17 protein-coding genes are annotated in these 20240 nt (G+C 71.4%); 8 read left to right on the forward strand and 9 right to left on the reverse strand.

The genetic code is table 11. From position 1 onward, the window contains the following. Positions 1 to 92 precede the first annotated feature (92 nt). From ACWEVS_RS24365 to ACWEVS_RS24375, 3 genes are all read right to left on the reverse strand, one after another. Positions 93 to 1862, reverse strand: coding sequence for a cytochrome P450 (locus tag ACWEVS_RS24365; RefSeq protein ID WP_449929717.1), 1770 nt, complete (start codon positions 1860 to 1862; stop codon positions 93 to 95). Between the two features lie 67 nt (positions 1863 to 1929). Then, positions 1930 to 2694, reverse strand: coding sequence for an SDR family NAD(P)-dependent oxidoreductase (locus ACWEVS_RS24370; RefSeq protein WP_449929715.1), 765 nt, complete (start codon positions 2692 to 2694; stop codon positions 1930 to 1932). A gap of 13 nt (positions 2695 to 2707) precedes the next feature. Beyond that, positions 2708 to 3619 (reverse strand): alanine racemase, encoded by a 912-nt coding sequence (locus ACWEVS_RS24375; RefSeq protein ID WP_452553455.1) that lies wholly within the window; start codon positions 3617 to 3619, stop codon positions 2708 to 2710. Positions 3620 to 3794: 175 nt separating this feature from the next. Here ACWEVS_RS24375 and ACWEVS_RS24380 point away from each other — a divergent pair, with 175 nt between their 5' ends. The 3 genes from ACWEVS_RS24380 to ACWEVS_RS24390 are packed head-to-tail and all read left to right on the forward strand — an operon-like array spanning position 3795 to position 5943. Then, positions 3795 to 4631, forward strand: a complete 837-nt coding sequence (locus ACWEVS_RS24380) for a fumarylacetoacetate hydrolase family protein (RefSeq protein ID WP_452553458.1) — start codon at positions 3795 to 3797, stop codon at positions 4629 to 4631. Continuing rightward, the gene (locus ACWEVS_RS24385; protein ID WP_452553460.1) at positions 4628 to 5563 is read left to right on the forward strand and encodes a zinc-dependent alcohol dehydrogenase; all 936 of its coding nucleotides are present in this window, start codon (positions 4628 to 4630) and stop codon (positions 5561 to 5563) included. The genes ACWEVS_RS24380 and ACWEVS_RS24385 overlap by 4 nt, the downstream gene beginning before the upstream one ends. An 11-nt stretch (positions 5564 to 5574) precedes the next feature. Beyond that, a complete protein-coding gene (locus ACWEVS_RS24390) occupies positions 5575 to 5943 on the forward strand; it encodes a hypothetical protein (RefSeq protein ID WP_452553462.1) in 369 nt (122 codons plus the stop codon). Between the two features lie 38 nt (positions 5944 to 5981). Here the strand turns inward: ACWEVS_RS24390 and ACWEVS_RS24395 are convergent, their stop codons facing one another. Next, positions 5982 to 7067, reverse strand: a complete 1086-nt coding sequence (locus tag ACWEVS_RS24395; protein WP_452553463.1) for an endo alpha-1,4 polygalactosaminidase — start codon at positions 7065 to 7067, stop codon at positions 5982 to 5984. 247 nt (positions 7068 to 7314) lie between these two features. Here ACWEVS_RS24395 and melA point away from each other — a divergent pair, with 247 nt between their 5' ends. From melA to ACWEVS_RS24415, 4 genes are read left to right on the forward strand one after another with little or no spacing between them, the layout of a single operon-like run. Continuing rightward, a complete protein-coding gene (melA, locus tag ACWEVS_RS24400; RefSeq protein WP_452553464.1) occupies positions 7315 to 8604 on the forward strand; it encodes an alpha-galactosidase in 1290 nt (429 codons plus the stop codon). Beyond that, positions 8601 to 9899, forward strand: coding sequence for an ABC transporter substrate-binding protein (locus ACWEVS_RS24405; protein WP_452553466.1), 1299 nt, complete (start codon positions 8601 to 8603; stop codon positions 9897 to 9899). Before melA ends, ACWEVS_RS24405 begins: the two co-directional genes overlap by 4 nt. Then, positions 9896 to 10825, forward strand: coding sequence for a carbohydrate ABC transporter permease (locus ACWEVS_RS24410; RefSeq protein ID WP_452553468.1), 930 nt, complete (start codon positions 9896 to 9898; stop codon positions 10823 to 10825). Before ACWEVS_RS24405 ends, ACWEVS_RS24410 begins: the two co-directional genes overlap by 4 nt. Next, entirely contained in the window at positions 10822 to 11640 is an 819-nt protein-coding gene (locus tag ACWEVS_RS24415; protein WP_449929697.1) for a carbohydrate ABC transporter permease, read from the forward strand. Before ACWEVS_RS24410 ends, ACWEVS_RS24415 begins: the two co-directional genes overlap by 4 nt. Before the next feature lie 75 nt (positions 11641 to 11715). On the opposite strand, the gene ACWEVS_RS24420 is transcribed toward ACWEVS_RS24415, so the two are convergent. The 5 genes from ACWEVS_RS24420 to ACWEVS_RS24440 all read right to left on the reverse strand — a co-directional run bounded on the left by ACWEVS_RS24420 (position 11716) and on the right by ACWEVS_RS24440 (position 17547). Next, positions 11716 to 12474 carry an IclR family transcriptional regulator gene (locus ACWEVS_RS24420; protein WP_449929695.1) on the reverse strand — a complete coding sequence of 253 codons (759 nt, stop codon included), beginning with the start codon at positions 12472 to 12474 and terminating at the stop codon, positions 11716 to 11718. Between the two features lie 77 nt (positions 12475 to 12551). Continuing rightward, on the reverse strand, positions 12552 to 13034 hold the full coding sequence (locus ACWEVS_RS24425; RefSeq protein WP_449929693.1) for a metallophosphoesterase family protein: 483 nt from the start codon (positions 13032 to 13034) through the stop codon (positions 12552 to 12554). A 104-nt stretch (positions 13035 to 13138) separates the two neighbouring features. Next, entirely contained in the window at positions 13139 to 14977 is a 1839-nt protein-coding gene (locus ACWEVS_RS24430) for an outer membrane protein assembly factor BamB family protein (protein WP_452553470.1), read from the reverse strand. A 12-nt stretch (positions 14978 to 14989) separates the two neighbouring features. Then, positions 14990 to 16609: a hypothetical protein gene (locus ACWEVS_RS24435; protein WP_452553472.1), complete on the reverse strand. Its 1620-nt coding sequence runs from the start codon at positions 16607 to 16609 to the stop codon at positions 14990 to 14992. A gap of 173 nt (positions 16610 to 16782) precedes the next feature. Further along, complete coding sequence (locus ACWEVS_RS24440) at positions 16783 to 17547, reverse strand: MerR family transcriptional regulator (protein WP_449929687.1); 765 nt, start codon at positions 17545 to 17547, stop codon at positions 16783 to 16785. A gap of 230 nt (positions 17548 to 17777) precedes the next feature. Here ACWEVS_RS24440 and ACWEVS_RS24445 point away from each other — a divergent pair, with 230 nt between their 5' ends. After that, positions 17778 to 20090, forward strand: a complete 2313-nt coding sequence (locus ACWEVS_RS24445; RefSeq protein WP_452553474.1) for an ATP-binding cassette domain-containing protein — start codon at positions 17778 to 17780, stop codon at positions 20088 to 20090. Positions 20091 to 20240 lie beyond the last annotated feature (150 nt).

The raw sequence follows: 20240 nt of genomic DNA on the forward strand, positions 1-20240 counted from the left end.
CCATGTCCAGGCGGGCCGTGCGGCGAAGGCGGGCCGTACGGCGAAGGCGGCCCGTGCGGCGGAGCGTCCAGGCGGGCCGTGCGGCGGAGCTTCTAGGCGGGCCGTACGGCGAAGCGGAGCCTGAAGTGGTCGAGCGTCCCCGGCAGCGGCGTGGGCAGCGCGGTCACGGGCCGCACCCGCCTGGTGCGCAGCAGCGCGGCGAGCACGGTCTCGGCGGTGAACAGCACGAGGTCCCGGCCGGGGCACCGGGCGAAGCCCGCGCCGAATGGGATGCCGGTCCAGCCCGTGCGCCCGGGGACGAAGGCGTCGGGGTCGTCGATCGCGTGCGGGTCACGGTTGGCGTACGGGCTGAAGATCGCCACCATCGTGCCCTCCGGCAGGATCTCGCCCCGCCACTCGATCGGTTCGGTCGTGTCCCTGAGCACGGCCAGCGTCGTCGGCCAGAGCCGGACCGACTCCTCCACCGCGGCACGCAGGTCCTCGGTGCCCGGGTGGGCGGCGACCAGCGCCAGCGCCCGGTAGGCGGCGATGCCCGCGGCGTCGAAGGCGAACAGCCAGTGCGGGGCCTGCCCTTCGGCGTGCACGTCGGGATCGGCGTGGGCCGCCATCAGGAGGGGGGCGAGGCTGCCGGGTTCGGCCCGCCGGAGGTGGACGTCGAGGCGGCGCTGGAAGGCCGCCCGCGCCTGGTTGTGGCGCCGCCTCAGGTAGAACCAGTTGGCGTCGGCCCGCAGCCGGTTCAGCAGCAGGGTCAGCCGCTCGTCGCCGCGGGCGCCGTCGCCCAGCACCAGGCGGCGGGCGATCCGCCCGTGCGCGGCGGTGAACACCGGCCAGGTCAGCTCGCCCTCGCTCGGCAGCGCGGCCACCTCCTCCTCGATCACCGCGGTGAACGGGCCGGCGAGGCTGTGGCGCGGCCGGCCGGGCTCCAGTATCTGCTCGTTGAGCCGGCGGCGGCGCTCGCGCAGGCCGGGGTCCAGGGTGATGAGCACCCCGTGCGGCTGGAAGTGGCCGAGGGCGGCGCGCTTCTCCAGGTTGGCGGGGGTGAAGGCGTGATCCTCCAGTACCCGGCGCACGTCGGCGGCGGCCAGCGGGATCAGCGCCGGGCCCCGCACCGGGATCCGGACCAGCAGCGGGCCCTCGCCGTGCCTGGCCCTGAGCCGTTCGAGAAGGCGCGCGCCGCGCCGGTCGGCGTCGAGGAGGGCGGCCAGCCGTACGCCGAGGGGCCGGCGGAGGACGACGCCCTGGGCAAGCGCGGGCAGCAACACGCCCACGCCCAGGCGCGCGCTCTCCAGCACCGAGGCGCGCGGCAGACCTGCGCGGCCGAGCCGGGAACGCGCGTAGGCCCTGCCGCGCAGGCGCTGCACCCAGCCGGCGGGCCGCAGCGCGGGGTGGTGGTTGACGATCGGGTCGAAGTCGGCCTCGCCCTCGGCGTGCCCGGTCAGGCGCAGGATCGCGATCCTGCGCCCGTTGGCCTTGAGCGCGAAGGCGAGCGGCGGATGCGCGCGCACGGGGTCGGCGGGCGGCTGCTCGCCGAGCGGTTCGGCGGTGAAGCGGACCCGTCCCCCGTCGTGCCGGTAGGACAGGATCGTCGAGTAGTGCCGGGTGCCGGGAAGGCAGGACAGCAGCAGGTCCAGGTCCCCGTCCGGGCTCAGGATCTTGATGGCGAGGCCGAGCACGTCGGGCAGCGAGCCCGGCAGCGACAGGCCCTTGGACAGCCGTGCCCGCACCGGCCGCGGCCCGCGGTCCAGCGCGGGCACGCCCAGCGGCGGGTGCTCGTCGATCTCGAGCGTGCCGGTGAAGAGCTCGCCCACGGTGTGGAGGGCTCGTCCCTGCCGGAAGTGCGCGACTCGGGTGATCGTCGACATGCGGGAACGGCTACCCCGTGCCGTGGCGATGACACCGTGCCCCCTGTCAGCTCCCGCCATGGTTTCCCTACATGACCGCCAGCTGGCCGCCGTCGATGACCAGCTCGGTGCCGTGGATGAAGGCCGCGTCGTCGGAGGCCAGGAAGGCGTAGCCGGCCGCGACCTCCGCGGCGAGCCCGGCCCGGCCCAGGGGGATGTGGTCGCGCTCGTAGGAGGAGACGAAGTCGCCGGCGAGCCCGGCCGAGATGGCGGCGTTGAGCGGGGTCCTGATGTAGCCGGGGCACAGGGCGTTCACCCTGATGCCGTGCTTGCCGAGCTCGACCGCCATGGTCCTGGTGAGCAGCAGCACGCCGCCCTTGGAGGCGTTGTAGTGGGCGTAGTCGGCCTCACCGCCCAGCCCGTTGGTCGAGGACATGTTGAGGATGACGCCGCCCTCGCCCCGCTCGACCAGGTGCCGGGCCACGGCCTGGGCGACCAGGAACATGCCGCGCAGGTTCACCGCGATGATCCGGTCCCAGTGCTCGGGGGTGATCTCCAGGAACGGCTCGCGCCATGCCGTGCCGGCGTTGTTGACCAGGACGTCGATGCCGCCCGTCGCCGCGATCGCCCCCTCCACCAGGCGGGTGACGTCGGCCTCCGCGCGCACGTCGCCCGCCAGCCCGCGCACCTCGCCGAGGCAGGACAGCTCGGCCACGGTCGCCTCGACCTCGTCCCGGTCGAGCCCGCCGAGCACGACCCTGGCACCCTCCTCCAGGAACCTGCGGGCCGTGGCGGCGCCGATCCCGCTGCTGCCGCCGCTGATCAGCACCCGCTTGCCGGCCAGTCCGCGCATGGCATGCCTTCCTTCAACGCACCGCGCCGCGAGCGGCGACGCGTAGTTCGGTGATGACGTGTCCATCCTCGACGCCGTGGGCGACGTCGAAGAGGTTGACGACGGAGCAGGCGTGGCCGGGGACGAACACCACCCGCTCCGGGGTGGGCCTGGCGATGACGGTGGCCAGCACGCGGGCGGCCGTGGTCGCCTCGGTCGCCACGCCCAGGCGCACCATCGAGGCGTCGTTGAAGATGTAGGTGCCCGGCCTGATCTCGGTCACGCCCGTCACCCCCGCGTCCGGGCGGTGGGGGGTGGAGCCGACGCTGATCTCGCGCAGCTCGATCCCGTCACGGGCGCACAGCGCGGCGGTGGCCACCAGGTCCTCGCCCTCGCGGCGGGCGGTCGTGGCCAGTTCCTCGGCGGTGCGCGCGTGGTAGGCGTGACCGGCCAGCGTGAGCAGGCCCACCACCTCGACGCCGGGGACCGCGGCGATCTCGGCGACCAGGTCGGCGGTGGGCCGGCCGGGTGGGCGGCCCAGGCGGTGCTGGCCGGTGTCGACCTCCACCAGCACCTCCACGGGCGGCCCGCCGAGGCGGCCGAGCCCCGCGGCGACCTCGGGCGAGTCGAGGCTGACCCGTACCCTGACCCGCTCACGGAGCGCGGCCAGGCGGCGCAGCTTCGGCTCGCCCCAGATCGGAAAGGCCAGCAGGATGTCGTCGATGCCTGCCTCGGCCATGATCTCCGCCTCGCCCAGCTTGGCGCAGGTGATGCCGGTGGCTCCGGCCTCGAGCTGCATCCTGGCCAGCTCGGGCATCTTGTGGGTCTTGACGTGCGGTCGCAGCCTGACGCCGTTGCGTGCCGCCACCTTGGCCATCTCGGTGATGTTGGCGCCGACCACGTCGAGGTCGATGACCAGCGCGGGGGTGTCGATCTCGGGGTACATCGGTGGACCTCCCCTCTCGAAGGTCTCCAGAACGTAGCATTCATTCCGTATCGTGCACCAGCATTCTGTATGACGGAACAGCCAGTCTCCTGCGGATGACCCTTGACAGCCGCCCCGCATGCTGGTGTCCTTGCGCTGATTCGGAACAGCATTCTGCGATACGGAATGGAGCACTATGAGGCTGGGCACGGTACGGGTCGGCGGGGCCCGTTTCGCCGCCACGGAACGCGAGGGACTCTGGTACGCGCTGGACGTCCCCCCCGGCACCCCCATGGGAACGGTCCTGGTCGATGGGCCCGAGGAGGTCGCCCGCCTGGCGGTCTCGGCGGCCAGGCCCCTCACGGGGGCGACGCCTGTGGCGCCGCTGCGGCCGGGCAAGATCGTGGCCATCGGCCTGAACTACCTCGACCACATCCGCGAGGCGGGGACGGACAAGCCCGAGCGGCCGCTGATGTTCGCCAAGTTCCCCTCGAGCGTGATCGGGCCCGGCGAGCCCATCGTGATCGACGCCGGCCTCACCGAGCGGGTGGACTGGGAGGTCGAGCTGGCGGTGGTCGTCGGCACGCCGCTGCGGCACGCGTCCCCCGCGCAGGCGCTGGCGGGAGTGGCCGGCTACACCGTGGCCAACGACGTCTCCGCCCGCGACCTGCAGTTCGCCGACGGCCAGTGGACGCGCGGCAAGAGCCTGGACACCTTCTGCCCGCTCGGGCCGGTCATCGTGACCCCCGACGAGCTCGGCGACCCCCAGGCGCTGCGGCTGTGGACGGCGGTCAACGGCGAGACCGTGCAGGACTCCAGCACCGCCGAGATGCTCTTCGGCGTCGCCGACCTGCTCGCCTTCTGCTCGCGCGCCTTCACCCTCGAACCCGGCGACGTCGTGCTGACCGGCACCCCGTGGGGCTGCGGCGAGTTCATGGACCCGCGCCGCAGCCTGCGGCCGGGCGACACGGTCGAGGTGGGCGTCGAGGGGATCGGCACGCTGACCAACCCCGTGGCGGGAGGCGCCAGGTGAAGGCGCTGGTGTTCACCGGGCCCGGCGCCGTCGAGATGCGCGAGGTGCCCGAACCCTCGGTCGGCGAGGGCGAGGTGCTGGTCCACGTGGTCGCCTCCGGCATCTGCGGGAGCGAGCTGCACGGGGTCAGGACGCCGGGCTTCCGGGTGCCGCCGCTGGTGATGGGGCACGAGTTCGCCGGCCGTACGGACGACGGGCGGCAGGTGATCGTCAACCCCATCCTGTCGTGCGGCGACTGCGACGTGTGCGCGCTGGGGCTGCGGAACGTGTGCAGGCGACGCCAGATCGTCGGCGTGCACCGGCCTGGAGGCTTCGCCGAGCGCGTGGCCGTGCCCGCGACGGCCGTCACCACCCTGCCCAGGGAGCGGGACTGGACGGCGGCGGGCGTCGTGGAGCCGGCCGCGAACGCCGTGCACGCCTGGTCGCTGGCCGCGCCCGCGCCGGGAGCCCGCGTGGGGATCATCGGCGCGGGCGCGATCGGGCTGGCCTGCCTGCAGGTCGCCCTGTCCCGCAAGGCCGCCCGCATCGAGGTCGCCGACCGCGCGGAAAGCCGCCGCTCGATCGCGGGACGCCTCGGCGCGGACGCGGCCGTCGCCGAGCTGACCGGCGAGTACGACGTGATCTTCGACGCGGTCGGCGCCGCCGCCACCCACGAGCGGTCGCTCGCCCTGCTGCGGCCCGGCGGGGTCGCGGTGTGGCTGGGCCTGGCCGATCCTGTCGCGGGCTTCGACGCCGCCGCCCTCGTGCGCGGGGAGAAGCGGGTGCTCGGCTCCTTCGCCTACACCGACACGGACTTCGCCACGGCCGCCGAGCTGGTCGGCGGCTGGGATCTCGGCTGGGTCGACACCTTCCCGCTGAGCGAGGGCGCCGAGGTCTTCACCGCCCTGATGAACGGTGCCACCGTTCCCGTCAAGGCCCTGCTCACGCCATGAAGCGAGGCAGCGTGGACCTCCTCCTGTCCCAGTACCGCCCGGTCTCCCAGCTGCGGGTCCCCGTCACCACGGTCGAGCGGGCGCGCGTACCGGCCGTGGACGCCCACGCCCACCCCGGCCGCCGGCTCGCCGACGACGGCGGCTGGGCGGTGCGTCACCCCGGACGGGTGCTGTCGAGACCGACGAGATCCCGACGCACCCCCGACGTCCACCGCATCCACTTCCGCTTCACGGAGACCGCCGACGAGGCCTTCGCCCACTCGCTGGAGGACCCGCCGCTGATGGGGCGGTGGACCATCAGCGGGCTCGACCTGCCCGAAGAGGCGCTCGGGCAGGTCGACGCCGGCAACGCGCTCAAGCTCGTGCCGAGGCTGGCATGAGCGGGCGGCCCCGCGTCCGGCCGGGCCGCGGCGCGGGCTCACCTACACGGCTTGTACGGCTTGTCGTACAGCGAGTAGTCGGTGGCCTTCTTGATGGAGTTGAACTTCAGCTGGTTCGCCTTGGCGCAGTAGCCGCCGGGCGAGGTCTTGTACTCCACCTGGAAGACCGGCTTGCCGGCCCTGACGAAGGCCGACAGGGCGGAGCACTCCTGCCACTGGAAGCACTCCTCGTTGACGGCGTAGTCGAAGACCGACACCAGCTCGTCGATCTGGCTGAGGTCGTTCTTCAGCGCCACGGACAGGCCCTTGCGGTGCGCCATGTCGGCCAGCGCCTTGTTGTAGACCAGCTGGGTCTGCGGGCTGATGTCCCAGCCGGTGACCGACCTGCCCTCCTCGTGGGCGTGGACGACGTCGAACTCGACGCCGTCGAAGCCGGCCTGCACGCACTTGTCGACGCGGGCCTCCATCATCTTCAGCAGGAAGTCGCGCTGGCCCTTGTCGTTGTTGATGTTGGCCCACCGCTCGTTCGGGAACTCGTCGCTGAACGGCTTGCCCAGCAGGGACTTGCCGTGGCTCTCGTGCCAGTCGACGAACTCCTGGTAGTCCGGCCGGAAGTCCTCGATGGAGCCGGCGTCGACGTAGCAGACGGCCTTGGCGCTCCTGGCGTGGATCGCCTTGACGGCCGCGGTGTTGAGCGTGGTGTTGTTGCCGGCGATCTCGGCGTCCGCGTACAGGTCGATGTCGAAGACGCTGGGCCGTACGCAGGCCCCGCCGCTCTGCGGCGTCTCGCAGATGCCGACGTTGATGCCGCCGGTCGCGGCGAAGGCCTTGGTGCCCTGGAGCTGGTACTGCCAGCGGCTCTGCACCGGCGGGCGCCAGATCGCCGCGCTTGCGCCCGACCGCCCGCCGCTCGTGGCGGCGCCCGTGACGGCGCTCGCAGCGCCGCCCGACGCCGTGCCACCCGCCGGGCCTGCCGTGGCGGCGCCGGCGGTGACGGTGACACCGGTGGTCCCGGGCGCCGCCGTCGTGGCGGCCTCGGCGGAGGCGTACAGGCCGGTGACGGCGAGCGGCAGTAAGGCCGTGACCGCGGTCAACCGGGTCGAGATCGATCGGAGCGTGGTCAATCCACTCACCTGCTATTCCATATAGCGGAACGATATTCCGCGATCAAGGAAATCGGCCTTGATCGGAGGTTGTCAACCTTCATCTTGGTGTCGAGAAGTCCGCAAAAAGGATGAACGCCGCCAGTTCTCCGAGGCTGTCCAGATCGTTCCGCATGACGGAACTCTGGTCTGTATCGCGGATGGATGGCTATACTCGCCGCACGCAGTGGGCCCTCACGCCCGCCGCGTGCTCTGTGGAGGGAACCCCATGGCACGCATCGTCTTCATCGGCGCCGGCAGCGTCGAGTTCACCAAGAACGTCCTCTCCGACATCCTGACCTTTCCAGAGCTCGGGGAGTCCTCTCTGGTCCTGCACGACATCGACCCCGAACGGCTGGCCACGGCCGAGGCCATGGCCGGCTGGATGGTCACCAGGCTCGGCCTGGGCGCCAAGGTGGAGGCGCACCTCGACCGCCGTGCCGCCGTTGACGGCGCCGACTACGTGATCAACGAGATCGCCGTCGGCGGACACGCCGCCACCCGCGTCGACTTCGAGATCCCCCGTCGCTACGGACTGCGCCAGACGATAGCCGACACCCTCGGCATCGGGGGCATCTTCCGGGCACTCCGCACGATTCCGGTGATGGTCGGGCTGGGCGACGACCTGGCCGAGTTGGCGCCGCACGCGCTGCTGCTCAGCTACACCAACCCGATGGCGATGATCCCGCGCGCCGTCTACCAGGGCACGCCCTTCACGAACGTGGTGGGTCTCTGCCACTCCGTGCGCGACACCCAGGCCCGGCTGGCCGCGCTGGTGGGCCTGCCGGTGGAGGAGATCTCCTTCGTCACGGCCGGCGCCAACCACCAGGCGTTCGTGCTGACGTTCGAGCACCAGGGCCACGACCTGTACCCGGTGCTCGACGAGGTCATCGCGCGCGACCCGGAGCTGCGCAGGACCGTGCGGGTGGAGATGTACCGCCGCTTCGGCCGCTTCCCGACCGAGTCCAGCGAGCACGGCTCGGAGTACCTGCCCTGGTTCCTGCGCCACGACGACCAGGTCGAGCACTTCCGCATCCCCGTCGAGATCTACCTGCGCTGGTCGGAGGACAACCTCGACACCTACGAGGAGACCAGGCGGCGGCTGGCGGCGGGGGAGGGCGTCGAGATCGAGCCGGCCATGGAGCTGGCCTCGGAGGTCATCCACTCCATCGAGACGGGCACCCCCAGGGTTGTCCACGGCAACGTGCGCAACGGGGGCCTGATCGCCAACCTGCCCGCCGACGCGTGCGTCGAGGTGCCGTGCCTGGTGGACAGGGCCGGGATGCGCCCCACCCGGATCGGCGAGCTGCCGCCCCAGCTCGCCGCGCTGAACAGCACCTTCCTCAACGTGGGGGAGCTGACCGTGCGGGCGGCCCTCGAAGGCCGCCGCGACCACGTCTACCACGCGGCCATGCTCGATCCCAACGCGTCGGCGACGCTGACCCTCCAGCAGATCCACGACCTCGTGGACGAGATGATCGCCGCCCACGGCGAGCTGCTGCCGGAGGGCGTCCGATGAGGCGGGCGCCGGCCGCCGCCGCGCTCGTCGGGCTGGTCGTCCTGCTGACCGCCGCGGCGTGCGGCGGCGGCGGGCCGGAGCAGGCGGCCGGCGGCCCCGTCGAGATCACCATCTGGCACGGCCAGGAGGACGCCTCCGCCAAGTCGATCGAGAAGCTGGTGGCGCGGTTCAACCAGAGCCGGCGGGACATCAAGGTCAACACCGAGTCCGGCGGGGCCACGGCCGACGGCCTGCTGCCCAAGATCACCGCCGCGCTCACCTCCGACGCCTACCCCGACATCGCCTACCTCTACGGCTCGTGGGCGCCCAACATCGCCAGGAACCCGAAGACGGCCGACCTCACGGAGTTCGTCAAGGACCCGGCCGTGCGCTGGCAGGACTTCTGGGACAACGAGCGCGAGGCCGTCACCGTCCAGGGCAAGGTCATCGGCTTCCCCGCCGTGGTCGACAACATGGTCGTCCTCTACAACAAGAAGGTGCTGGCCAAGGCGGGCGTCGAGCCGCCCGGTCCGGACTGGACGTGGGACGACTTCAGGGCCATGGCCAAACGGGCGACCGACGTCGATTCCGGCGTCTTCGGCACCACCTGGCCGATCAGCGGCGGCGAGGAGGCGGTCTGGGGCCTGTGGCCGATGATCTGGCAGGCAGGCGGCGACATCCTCACACCCGACCACAAGAAGGCCGTCTTCAACAGCGCCGCGGGCCAGCAGGCGCTGGGCAGGCTGCGCGCCATGGCGGTCGACGACAAGTCCGTCTACCTCGACTCCAGCCCCGCGGAGAAGGGGCAGAAGCTGTTCGAGTCCGGCCGGCTCGGCATGTTCCTGTCGGGGCCGTGGGTGCTGCCCGACCTGCAGGCGGCCAAGGTCGACTACGGCGTCTCGCCGCTGCCGGGCACCGACGGCAACCACGAGACGGTCTCCGGGCCCGACAACTGGGTGGTCTTCGAGCACGACGAACGCCGGGTCAAGGCCGCGGCCACGTTCCTGACCTGGCTGACCGCGGCCGAGCAGCAACTGGAGTGGATGACCGACACCGGCTCGCTGCCGATCAGGGAGTCGATCACCAAGCTGACCGGCTACCAGGGCTACCTCGACAAGTACCAGGGCATCGAGGTGATCTCGGACAACCTGGCCAACGCCAGGCGGGTCAGGCCGCCGACCACCAGGTACCCCCGGGTGTCCGCCTTCGTGGCCGAGGCCATCGCGCAGGCGCTGCTGGGCAGGAGCGACGCCAGGACGGCCCTCGACGAGGCGGCTACCAAGGCCGACGCGGCGCTGGCCGTACCGGGATCATGAGCAGCACCACCGCGGTCGGCGCGGCCGCCACGCGGCACGGGCGGCCGAGGGACCGCAGGAAGCTCGGCGACACCGTCGCCGGCTGGTCCTTCGCCGGGCCGGCGACGCTGGTCATCCTCGGCTTCTCGCTGGTGCCGATGGCGTGGGCGCTGGCGCTGTCGTTCACCGACTCCGACCTGATGTCGCCGGGACGCAACGTCGGGCTCGACAACTACCGGGCGCTGCTCGAGGATCCGGTCTTCTTCCAGGCGCTGCGGAACACCGGGTTGCTGCTGGTGCTCTACATCCCCGCGTCGCTGGTCGCCGGGCTGCTCGTGGCGGTGCTGCTGAACAGGAAGGTGCGCGGGATCGGGTTCTACCGGACGTGCTTCCTGGTGCCCTACGTCGTCTCGGCCACCGCGACGGGCCTGCTCATGGGCTTCGTCTTCGACCGCGACTTCGGCCTGGTGAACGGGCTGCTCGTGCAGCTCGGGCTGCCCGTCCAGGGGCTGCTCAGCAGCCCCTCCGAGGCGATGTTCGTCCTCACGCTGATCTTCTTCTGGACCCGCTTCGGCTTCTCCGTGGTGATCTACCTGGCCGCCATCCAGGAGATCAGCAAGGAGGTGATGGAGGCCGCCGCGATCGACGGCGCCGGGCGGTGGACTACCTTCAGGCACATCATCGTGCCGTCGGTGCGCCCGATGACGATCTTCCTCGCGGTCTGGGGCGTGATCGACGCGCTGCAGTTCTTCGACCTGGTCATGACCACGACGAAGGGCGGCCCGGCCAACGCGACCGTGACCATCGTCTACTACGTCTGGCAGCTGGCCTTCTCCTTCTCCACCGCCGGGTACGGCGCCGCCGTGGCCTACGTCCTGTTCGCCGGAACCCTCCTGCTGATCGTCGCGGGCCTGCTGGTCGCGCGGCGGAGGGGAGCCATGACATGAGACGCCTGCGCCTGCCCGGCAAGTGGCACCTGGTGCTGGTGCCGATCTCGGCGGTGGTCGTGCTGCCGTTCGTCTGGCTGCTGCTCAGCTCGGTGATGACCCAGGCCGAGCTCAACAGGTTCCCTCCGGCGATCTGGCCCGAGGGCATCGACCTGGGCGGCTACCGCACGGTCGTCGAGCGCTCGAACTTCCCGCGCTGGTTCCTCAACAGCGTCATCGTCTCGGGGGCGATCGTGGCGGCCCAGGTCGTGCTGTGCAGCATGGCCGGCTACGCCTTCGCCAGGATCAGGTTCGCCGGCGCCAAGGTGGTCCTGGTCCTGGTCATCGCCACCGCGCTGATCCCGTTCCAGCTCACGGTGATCCCCACCTTCCTGATCTTCAACCAGGCCGGGCTCACCGACACGCTGGGCGCGCTGATCCTGCCCCAGCTCAGCTCGGCGGTCGGCATCTACCTGATGACCTCCTTCTTCCAGTCCTTCCCGAAGGAACTGGAGGAGGCGGCGCGCATCGACGGCTGCTCGCGCGTCGCGGTGTTCTACCGGGTGGTGCTGCCGGTGGCCAGGCCCGCCCTGGCCGCGCTGGCCGTCATCACGTTCATCACGGCGTGGAACGACCTGTTCTGGCCGCTGGTGGCGATCAACTCGGAGGACAACTACACGGTGCAGGTCGGGTTGACGACCTTCCAGGGCCAGCACCGCGCCGACTGGCCGGCGATCATGGCGGGCACGGTGCTGACGACGGTGCCGGTGCTCGCGGTGTTCCTCGCCGGCCAGCGCCGCTTCGTCCAGGCGCTGACCGGCGCGGTGAAAGGCTGACGGCGCATACCGCACCCACCGGCGCCGTCAGCCGACGTCCCGGCGGGCAGACCTGCGCGCTCCCCGCCGGGACGTTCAGACCTGCTCGGCGACCGCCCGCTTGAGCACGTTGCCCACCTCTTCCATCCTGGCCGTGGACATGCGGTCCTTGATCGCCGTCACGCTCACCGCCGCCACGGGCGCCGTCCTGCCCATGAAGACGGGGGCGGCCACACACCGCACGCCCGGCTCGTTCTCCTCCAGGTCGAGCGCGTAACCGCGCTGCCGTACCTGGTCGAGATGCGTGGCCAGCTTCGCCGGGTTGGTGATCGTGTTGCGGGTCCTGGCCGCCAGCGGGCCGTACCTGTCGGCCCACGCCTTGATCGCCTCGTCGGTCGGGTACGTCCAGGCCAGCAGCGCCTTGCCGACGCCGGTGCAGTGGGCGGCGTTGCGGCCGCCCACGACCGAGGTCATCGTGATCGACCGCACCGCCTCGACCTTGTCGAGGTAGACGACCTCGCCGCCGTCGAGCATGGCCATGTGCACCGTCTCGGTGAACTCCTCGCTCAGCCGCAGCAGCAGGGGACGCACCAGCGTGCGCAGGTCCATCGTCTCGTAGAACCTGAACGCGGTCGCCAGCATCTCGGTGCCGAGGAAGTAGGGGCCGCTCGGCTCGGGCTGGGCGGCGAACCCGCGGTGCTTCAGCGCGCCCAGCAGGCGGTGGAGCGAGCTCTTGGGGAGGCCGAGCCTGGTGGCCAGCTCGTCGAGCGTAACGCCCCTGCTGTGTTTTCCGATCTCCTGCAGGATGAGCAGGGCGCGATCGACGCTGCCGACGGGGGACTGGACCTCAGCCACTGCACTCTCCTCCAAGTTCCGCTTTGTGGAATGCTAGCGCGTGATACGGAACTTGGCGCGCTTCGCGAGCCGCGGGTTCACGTCACCGGGACGATCCGCGCCTCCGCCAGCACCCCGTGCTCGATCGTCAGCACCCCCAGCGTCCCGTACGGCTGGCGCCGCCGGTCCGTGGGCGAACCGGGGTTGAAGATGCGCAACCCCTCGCCCGACTCATCCAGCGGGATGTGCGAGTGGCCGAACACGACCAGGTCGGCCTCGGGGAACAACCGGCGCATCCGCGCGAGCCTGCCCCTGGCGGGGCCGCTGTCGTGGACCATGCCCACCCGCAGACCGTCGAGCGTCAGCTTCAGCGTCTCGGGCGCCGCCAGCTCGGGGCCGTCGTTGTTGCCCTTCACCACATGAACCGGCGCGAACGCGGCCAGCTCCGCCAGCACGGACGGCACGCAGACGTCCCCCGCGTGCAGGATCGCGTCGGCGCCGCGCAGATGCTCGGCCACCCTCGGCGGGCATGACCTCCAGCGGCGCGGCGCGTGCGTGTCGGACAGCACCACGACGTTCATGGGCTGTCCCTACCCGTCAACCGCCGAAACCCGATGAACCGCCGAAACCCGATGAACCGCCGAAACCCGACGAACCGCCGAAACCGATCGACCGAGGAGACCGATCAACCGCCGAAATAGGTGACCGCGTTCTTGGTCGCCACCGACGTCCACGGCACGATGACGACGCCGCCGTTCCGCTCGAACACCATGGCGTTGTCGCCCTCGGTGCCGAACTCCTGCGGCAACGTCGCCACCGGCGTCGCCTTGCCCGACGCGGCGTCGAGCCGTACCAGTCTGGGGGCCAGGTCCCGCCGGTCACCCACCTCCAGCGCCAGCAGCCCCTTGTCGTCGGCGCGGACGTAGGTGAGCTTGGTGGCGTTGGTGCCCGACGACTCCCACAGCCGCCTGCCCGTCTTGAGATCGAAGGCCAGCGCCTTGTTGCTGGAGCGGAGCTCGTTCGGCACGTTCTCGGGGAAGGTCGCCAGGTACAACCGGTCGCCGTGGACGGCGTAGCGGTACTTCTCCGCCATGCCGTCGAACGTCGCGACCTTGTTCATGCTCAACATGTCCACGTGGCCGGGCTTGATGGTGACCTCGCGGCCCCCCGCGTCGAAGGCGAGGAAGATCTCCTCACCCCCGCGTTCCACCTGGACGATGACAGGGTCGGCCGACAGGACGGAGGGGCCGAGGCCCGTCTCGCCCAGCGGATAGCGCTTGACGGCCTTGCCGCTGTGCGGGTCCAGCACCTCCACGCGGTTCGGGGTGCCGGCGAACGAGCAGTCGTAGATCACGACCACGCGGGCGGCGGCCGCGTCGACGTCCTCCAGGTGGCAGCCCTCGGGCGGCGCGACGGTCCACCGCTTCGCGCCGTCGGACAGCCGGTGGCCGTACACCGTCTCCTTCACCGACAGCACCACCATGTCGCCCGCGCTCATCAGCTGCGGCGCGGTGATCATGTTGGCCAGGCTGGACTTCTCCGCCGGAATCTTGATCTTCCAGGTGAGCCGGCCCTTGGCCGCGTCGACGCCCGCCAGGTGGTCGCACAGGCTGGCGCTGCCGTACGCGACGGCGCCCTTGCCCGCCGCCAGCTGGCCGGTGCCACCGCAGAGCTGCTCGCCGGGGGAGGGCACGCCCCACGCTCGCTTGCCGTTCTTGAGGTCGTAGGCGAGCAGGCCGTCCTTCTGGGCGCGGACGATCGTGGTGTCGGTGAGCCATGCCGCGAAGGCCATGCCCGCGGTGAAGTCGGTGCTGTCGGCGTTCGTCAGCGGCACCGCCCACTGGCCGAGCGCCTCGCCGTCGCCGCTCTGCGCGGTCGTCCCCTGCGGTCCGGAGCCCGAGGTGGCGACGAACCACGCGGTGCCGGTGCCCACGGCCAGCAACGCCACGAGGCCGAGCACGACGAACAGCGCGGTGCGGCCCTTGCTCCCCTGCGCCTGCCGCGGCGGCTGCTGCGCCCCGGCCGGGCCGGTCGGGTACGGCGCCTGCTGGTTCCACGACTCGGCCTGCTGGCCGGGCCCCGAGGGCGGGCCGTAGGAGGGCCCGCCGGGCGGCCCGAAGGAGGGCTGGGCCTGGGGCGGCGGACCATAGGGAGGCTGCGCCTGGTTCGGTGGCCCGTAGCCGGGCTGCCCGTGGTCGTGGTTCGGCGGCGCCGGCTGAGCGGGGTGCGCCTGGCTCGGCGGCCCGTAGGGCGGCTGACCCTGGGGAGCTCCATAGCCCGGCTGGCTTTGAGGAGGGCCATAGCTCGGCTGGCCCTGAGGAGGTCCATAGCCCGGCTGGCTCTCAGGAGGCCCATAGCCGGGCTGGGCCTCAGGGGCGCCGTAACCCGGCTGGCCCTGGTGTGGGGGCCCGTAGGCCGGGTGGCCCCCGGTCGGGGAACCGTACCCGGGCTGCCCGCCGTACCCGGGCTGCCCGCCGTACCCGGGCTGCCCGCCGTACTGGTGGCCGTTGTGCTGATCGGTCATCCCCGCCCCCCCTTACGCCAGCTGGCGGCGAACGTAGGCCGCCCACTGCCGCTCGAACTCCGCCTTGCTCACGCCGAGCACCTCGAACAGCGCCGCCTCGCTCTCGCCGCCCTTCGCCCGGTAGGCCGCGACCACGCCTTCGGCCAGCTTGCGCTCGCCGAACTTCGTCGCGATGAAGCGCATGGCGAGGTTGCCCATGAAGTAGTTGGTGTTGACCATGTTCTTGTAGTCCCAGAACACGTTGTCGGGCAGCCGGCCGTCGAAGGGCCTGGCCATCCGTCCCGCCACATAGGCCCTGCCATCCGGGTACCGGCGCACCTGGGCGACGCTCTGGTGCCGCGTGGCGACGTAGTCGGCGAAGCCCTCGACGATCCAGTTGGGCTTGCCGAACAGGGACATCTCGGCGCTGTCGAGGCTCGCGACCAGCGAGTGGGCGATCTCGTGCTGGCTGACCTCCTTGATGCCCGCGGTGTCGGAGAAGAAGGGCGAGGTGGTGTCGAGCACGATCCGGCTACCGCCGATCTTGACGTCGTCGCCGGGGCGCCAGCTCAGCATCGGGATCGACACGCCCGCCTCGTGCGCCTTCTCCTTGCGGAACAGGTTGCCCAGCTGTGCCTGGCCCTTGGTCAACGCGACCACGAACCCGCTCGGCACGGTGGCGTCCGGCGGCCCGTTGCGCCGCCAGTAGCCCAGGTCGTCGGCGGTGGCCTGGGCGACGGTCGGCGCGATGCGCCTGGCCAGTCCGGCGTCCTCCGGTCTGGCCAGCACGAGGCTGGGGCCCGCCTCCACCACGGCCACGCCGGGCCAGATGTCCCAGGGGCCGGGGTAGTACACGGTCTTGGAGCCCTCACCGCCCGTGATCGGCGGCGGCGCGCCGCCGACCTTGGTGACGACCAGCGGGGCGTCGGCCGACGCCTTCTTGATCGTCCAGCGGTACCACTCCGAGACCGGCTTCAGGTCGATGCGGGTGAAACGGTGGACGAACGCGACGTCCTGGGTGAAGGTCACGCCGCGCCCGAAGCTGTCCTCCGCCCGGCCGTTGCGGCGCAGCGTCTGGTAGGACATCTCGCTCAACGGCATCTTGCGCAGGTTGGCGAAGAGCCTGGCCTGGCCACGGACCAAAGCCGCGTTCCCCGGGTCGAAGATCGAGGTGAACGCCTTGGCGTCGCCCGCGGTCAGCGCGGCGCCGTGCGACTTCAGCAGCGCGTCGATCTCCTGGTCGGTGACCACGACGGCGGCGGGATCCTGCCCCTTGCCGTTCTGTCCCTTCTCGGCCGCTCCGGTCGGGGCCGGGTCGAGGGCGCTCGCCGAGCTCCCGCCCCTCAGCACCAGTCCCACGCCCGCGCCGACGCCGATCACCAGGACCAAGGACAGGACGCCGAGCGTCACCCACAGCCCGGTCCTGCGCCTGGGTGACGGCGGCGGGGGCGGGGGAGGCGGTGGCTGCTGCCACTGCGCCTGCTGCCCCTCCTGCCACTGCCCTTGCTGCCCCAGCTGCCACGGCGCCTGGTACTGCTGCTGTCCCTGCGCCTGCGGCCACTGCGCCTGATACGGCTCCTGCGCCTGCTGCCCCTGCTGCCACGGCGGAGACTGCGCCGGGTACTGCTGCTGAAAACCGGGCCCCGTCGTCACAATTGCCCCGTTAGAGCTCGTAGGTCACGAAAGGCCAAAATCGTATCAGCGGTTACAGAGACGGTCATGCAGGGTCAGGGGATCAGGCCATCCTTCATCACCGGCGTGCCCTGCGGCGCCTGGAGCGGTCAGCAGTCCGCGCTCCCCACGGGCGGCCGCCGCGAAGGAGGACCTCAGTCATGGCAGCTCCCTGACGTTCCGTCCGGCGGGGCGGGCGGGCGGCCGCCCAGGTGGGTGAGGTAGTGGTGGAGGTGGCCTGAGCCCTCCAGCATGGCCGTGGCCCGCTCGACCAGCTCCGCCTGGCGCTGGGCGATGGCCGCGCGCAGCGCGTCGCTGCTGCCCGTGCGGCGCAGGCCGTCCAGGATGACGTGGATCTGCGGGAACAGGTAGCGGCCCCGCCTGAGCATGCTGATCATCCGGGCGTCGCGCACGTCGGCGGGGCCGAAGACGCGGTACCGCGTGCCGGGCTCGCGCCTGGGGGACAGCAGGCCCGCCGACTCCCACACCCGCAGCGCCGAGGTGCGCACGCCGAGGTAGGCGGCCACCTCGCCGATGCGCATGCCCGCACGGGGCAGCGCCGAGTCGTCCGGTGCCTGCTCGGCGACCGCCTCCAGCGCCTCGCCCACCGCCTGGAGGGACAGCCGCTGCTCGTGCAGCGCCGCGTGCCCCGCGTTCACGAGGGTGAGCGCCTCGGGCAGGTCGCCCGCGTGAACGGCCTGCATGACCGAGCGCGCGGTGTCCCACCCGTATCCCCTGGCGAGCGTCCGGTAGGTCACCAGCGCGGCGCGGTGCCCCTCGTCGAATCGGCGGTATCCGGCGGCCGTCCGGGGGCTGGGGGGCAGGATGCCGGTGTCGGCGTAGTTGCGGATCTGCTGGGTGGATATGCCGGCCATGCGCGCCAGATCGATCGGACGCAGCGCCGTCCGCTGTGGGCTCATCGCCTCTCCCCTTACGTCGTGGTTGAAGGTTATCGGTACCCAGCCTCGGCGAGAGCGCCGGATCTTCGGAAAAAGTCTTCACGAGCACTTCAATGAGACACTTGAAGCGCGGATGCCGGCGGCGGCGACGGCCGCCCGATCACCGGCTCGCTCCCTCTTTCCGGGCACGCACGGGCATCCGCCTGACCTCTCGGCCGCAGTGACCATCACACGAGTATGGAAAGGTTTCCGTGGTTTCCAGCCAGCAGGCAGACAACCTTCGTCATGACAGCGTCCGCGGATCGCAGCACACCGCCGCGGACGGCCACGATCTCATCCAGGTGCGTGGCGCCAGGGAGAACAACCTGACCGGGGTGTCGCTCGACATCCCGAAGCGACGGCTCAGCGTGTTCACCGGGGTCTCCGGATCCGGCAAGTCCTCGCTCGTCTTCGACACGATCGCCGCCGAGTCGCGGCGGCTGATCAACGAGACCTACACGGCCTTCGTCCAGAACTTCATGCCGAGTCTCAACCGTCCGGACGTCGACGCGCTGCGCAACCTCAGCGCGGCGATCATCGTCGACCAGGAGCGGATGGGCGCCAACGCGCGATCCACGGTGGGCACCGCCACCGACGCCCACACGATGCTGCGGATCATGTTCAGCCGGATCGGCCTCCCGCACGTCGGCCCGCCCTTCGCCTTCAGCTTCAACAGGGCCGAGGGTATGTGCCCGGAGTGCGAGGGGCTGGGCAAGGTCACCGACATCGACATCGACGAGCTGGTCGACAGGGAGCGGTCGCTGAACGAGGGGGCGATCAAGGTCCCCGGGTTCGCGGTCGACACCTGGTACTGGCAGCTCATGGCGCACTCGGGCCTGTTCGACCCCGACCTGAAGCTGCAGGACTTCACCCCCGAGCAGTGGGAGGACTTCCTCCACAAGCCCGCCACCAAGATCAAGATCGGCTCGAACAACCTCACCTACGAGGGACTCGTCACCAAGGTCAGGCGGCTCTACCTGGCCAAGGACCGCGAGTCCATGCAGCCGGGAGCCCGCGCGTTCGCCGACCGGGCGGTCAAGCTCACCGGCTGTCCCGCCTGCGGCGGCACCCGGCTGAACGCCGCCGCCAGGTCCGCCCTGATCAACGGCCGCGGCATCGCCGAATGCTCGGCCATGCAGATCAACGACCTGGCCGCGTTCGTCCGCGACATCGACGACGCCTCCGTGGCGCCGCTGCTGGCCGCCCTGCTCGAAACCCTCGACGCGCTGGTCGAGATCGGCCTCGGCTATCTCAGCCTCGACCGGGAGTCCGGCACGCTGTCCGGCGGCGAGGCGCAGCGCGTGCGGATGGTGCGCCACCTCACCTCGAGCCTGACCGACGTCACCTACGTCTTCGACGAGCCCACCGCGGGGCTGCACCCGCACGACATCCAGCGCATGAACGGCCTGCTGCTCAGGCTGCGCGACAAGGGCAACACGGTCCTGGTCGTCGAGCACAAGCCGGAGACGATCGCGATCGCCGACCACGTGGTCGACCTCGGCCCCGGCGCCGGCACGGCGGGCGGCCGGGTCTGCTACGCCGGAGACCTGGACGGCCTGCGCGCCTCCGGCACCCTGACCGGGCGCTACCTCGACCACCGGGTCAGCCTGCGCGAGAAGGTCCGCACGCCGGCCGGGCAGCTGCCGATCCGGGGCGCCTCGCTGCACAACCTCAGGGACGTCGCCGTCGACATCCCCCTCGGCGTGCTCACCGTCGTCACCGGCGTCGCCGGATCGGGCAAGAGCTCGCTGATCCACGGCTACGTCGCCGGGCGCGACGGCGTGATCGTCGCCGACCAGTCGGCCATCCGCGGCTCTCGCCGCAGCAACCCGGCCACCTACACCGGGCTCCTCGACCCGATCAGGGCGGCCTTCGCCAAGGCCAACGGCGTCAAGCCCGGCCTGTTCAGCGCCAACTCCGAAGGCGCGTGCCCCGCCTGCAAGGGCATCGGCCTCATCTACACCGACCTGGCGATGATGGCCGAGGTGGCGACGGTGTGCGAGGAATGCGAGGGCCGGCGCTTCACCCCCGAGGTGCTGACCTACCGGCTGCGCGGCAAGAACATCAGCGAGGTCCTCGGCATGTCGGTGTCCGAGGCGCGCGAGTTCTTCACCACCGGCCAGGCCAGGACCATCCTCGACCGGCTGACGTCGGTCGGGCTCGGCTACCTCGGTCTCGGCCAGCCGCTCACCACGCTGTCCGGAGGCGAACGGCAGCGGCTCAAGCTGGCGATCCACATGGCGAAGAACGGCACGACCTACGTGCTGGACGAGCCGACCACCGGGCTGCACCTGGCCGACGTCGACCAGTTGCTGGACCTGCTCGACCGGCTCGTCGACGACGGGAACACCGTCATCGTGATCGAGCACCACCAGGCGGTCATGGCCCGCGCGGACTGGATCATCGACCTCGGGCCTGGAGCCGGCCACGACGGCGGGCAGGTCGTGTTCGCCGGACCGCCGGCCGACCTGGTCGACACCGGGACCTCGCTGACCGCCCAGCACCTGCGCCGGTACGTCGGCTGAGCGACGGGGTGCTCCCGGTTGCCTGGGGCACCCCACCCGTCGCCCGGTGTTCCGGGGGACGCGCCGGCGACGGCGTCGCGTGTCAGGCAGGGGGTGGGGTGCCTGCCGTACGGGCAGGCCGATTCACGAGCCGACGTGGTCGTGCGCGTC

Source organism: Nonomuraea sp. NPDC003754 (genome assembly GCF_053605785.1).

Bases quoted from the DNA above. Each gene is read 5' to 3' on its own strand.
- ACWEVS_RS24440 (WP_449929687.1), bottom strand. From the start codon at position 17,547: ATGAGCCCACAGCGGACGGCGCTGCGTCCGATCGATCTGGCGCGCATG.
- ACWEVS_RS24380 (WP_452553458.1), top strand. From the start codon at position 3,795: ATGAGGCTGGGCACGGTACGGGTCGGCGGGGCCCGTTTCGCCGCCACG.
- ACWEVS_RS24375 (WP_452553455.1), bottom strand. From the start codon at position 3,619: ATGTACCCCGAGATCGACACCCCCGCGCTGGTCATCGACCTCGACGTG.
- ACWEVS_RS24370 (WP_449929715.1), bottom strand. From the start codon at position 2,694: ATGCGCGGACTGGCCGGCAAGCGGGTGCTGATCAGCGGCGGCAGCAGC.
- ACWEVS_RS24365 (WP_449929717.1), bottom strand. From the start codon at position 1,862: ATGTCGACGATCACCCGAGTCGCGCACTTCCGGCAGGGACGAGCCCTC.
- ACWEVS_RS24410 (WP_452553468.1), top strand. From the start codon at position 9,896: ATGAGCAGCACCACCGCGGTCGGCGCGGCCGCCACGCGGCACGGGCGG.
- ACWEVS_RS24415 (WP_449929697.1), top strand. From the start codon at position 10,822: ATGAGACGCCTGCGCCTGCCCGGCAAGTGGCACCTGGTGCTGGTGCCG.
- ACWEVS_RS24430 (WP_452553470.1), bottom strand. From the start codon at position 14,977: ATGACCGATCAGCACAACGGCCACCAGTACGGCGGGCAGCCCGGGTAC.
- ACWEVS_RS24425 (WP_449929693.1), bottom strand. From the start codon at position 13,034: ATGAACGTCGTGGTGCTGTCCGACACGCACGCGCCGCGCCGCTGGAGG.
- melA (WP_452553464.1), top strand. From the start codon at position 7,315: ATGGCACGCATCGTCTTCATCGGCGCCGGCAGCGTCGAGTTCACCAAG.
- ACWEVS_RS24405 (WP_452553466.1), top strand. From the start codon at position 8,601: ATGAGGCGGGCGCCGGCCGCCGCCGCGCTCGTCGGGCTGGTCGTCCTG.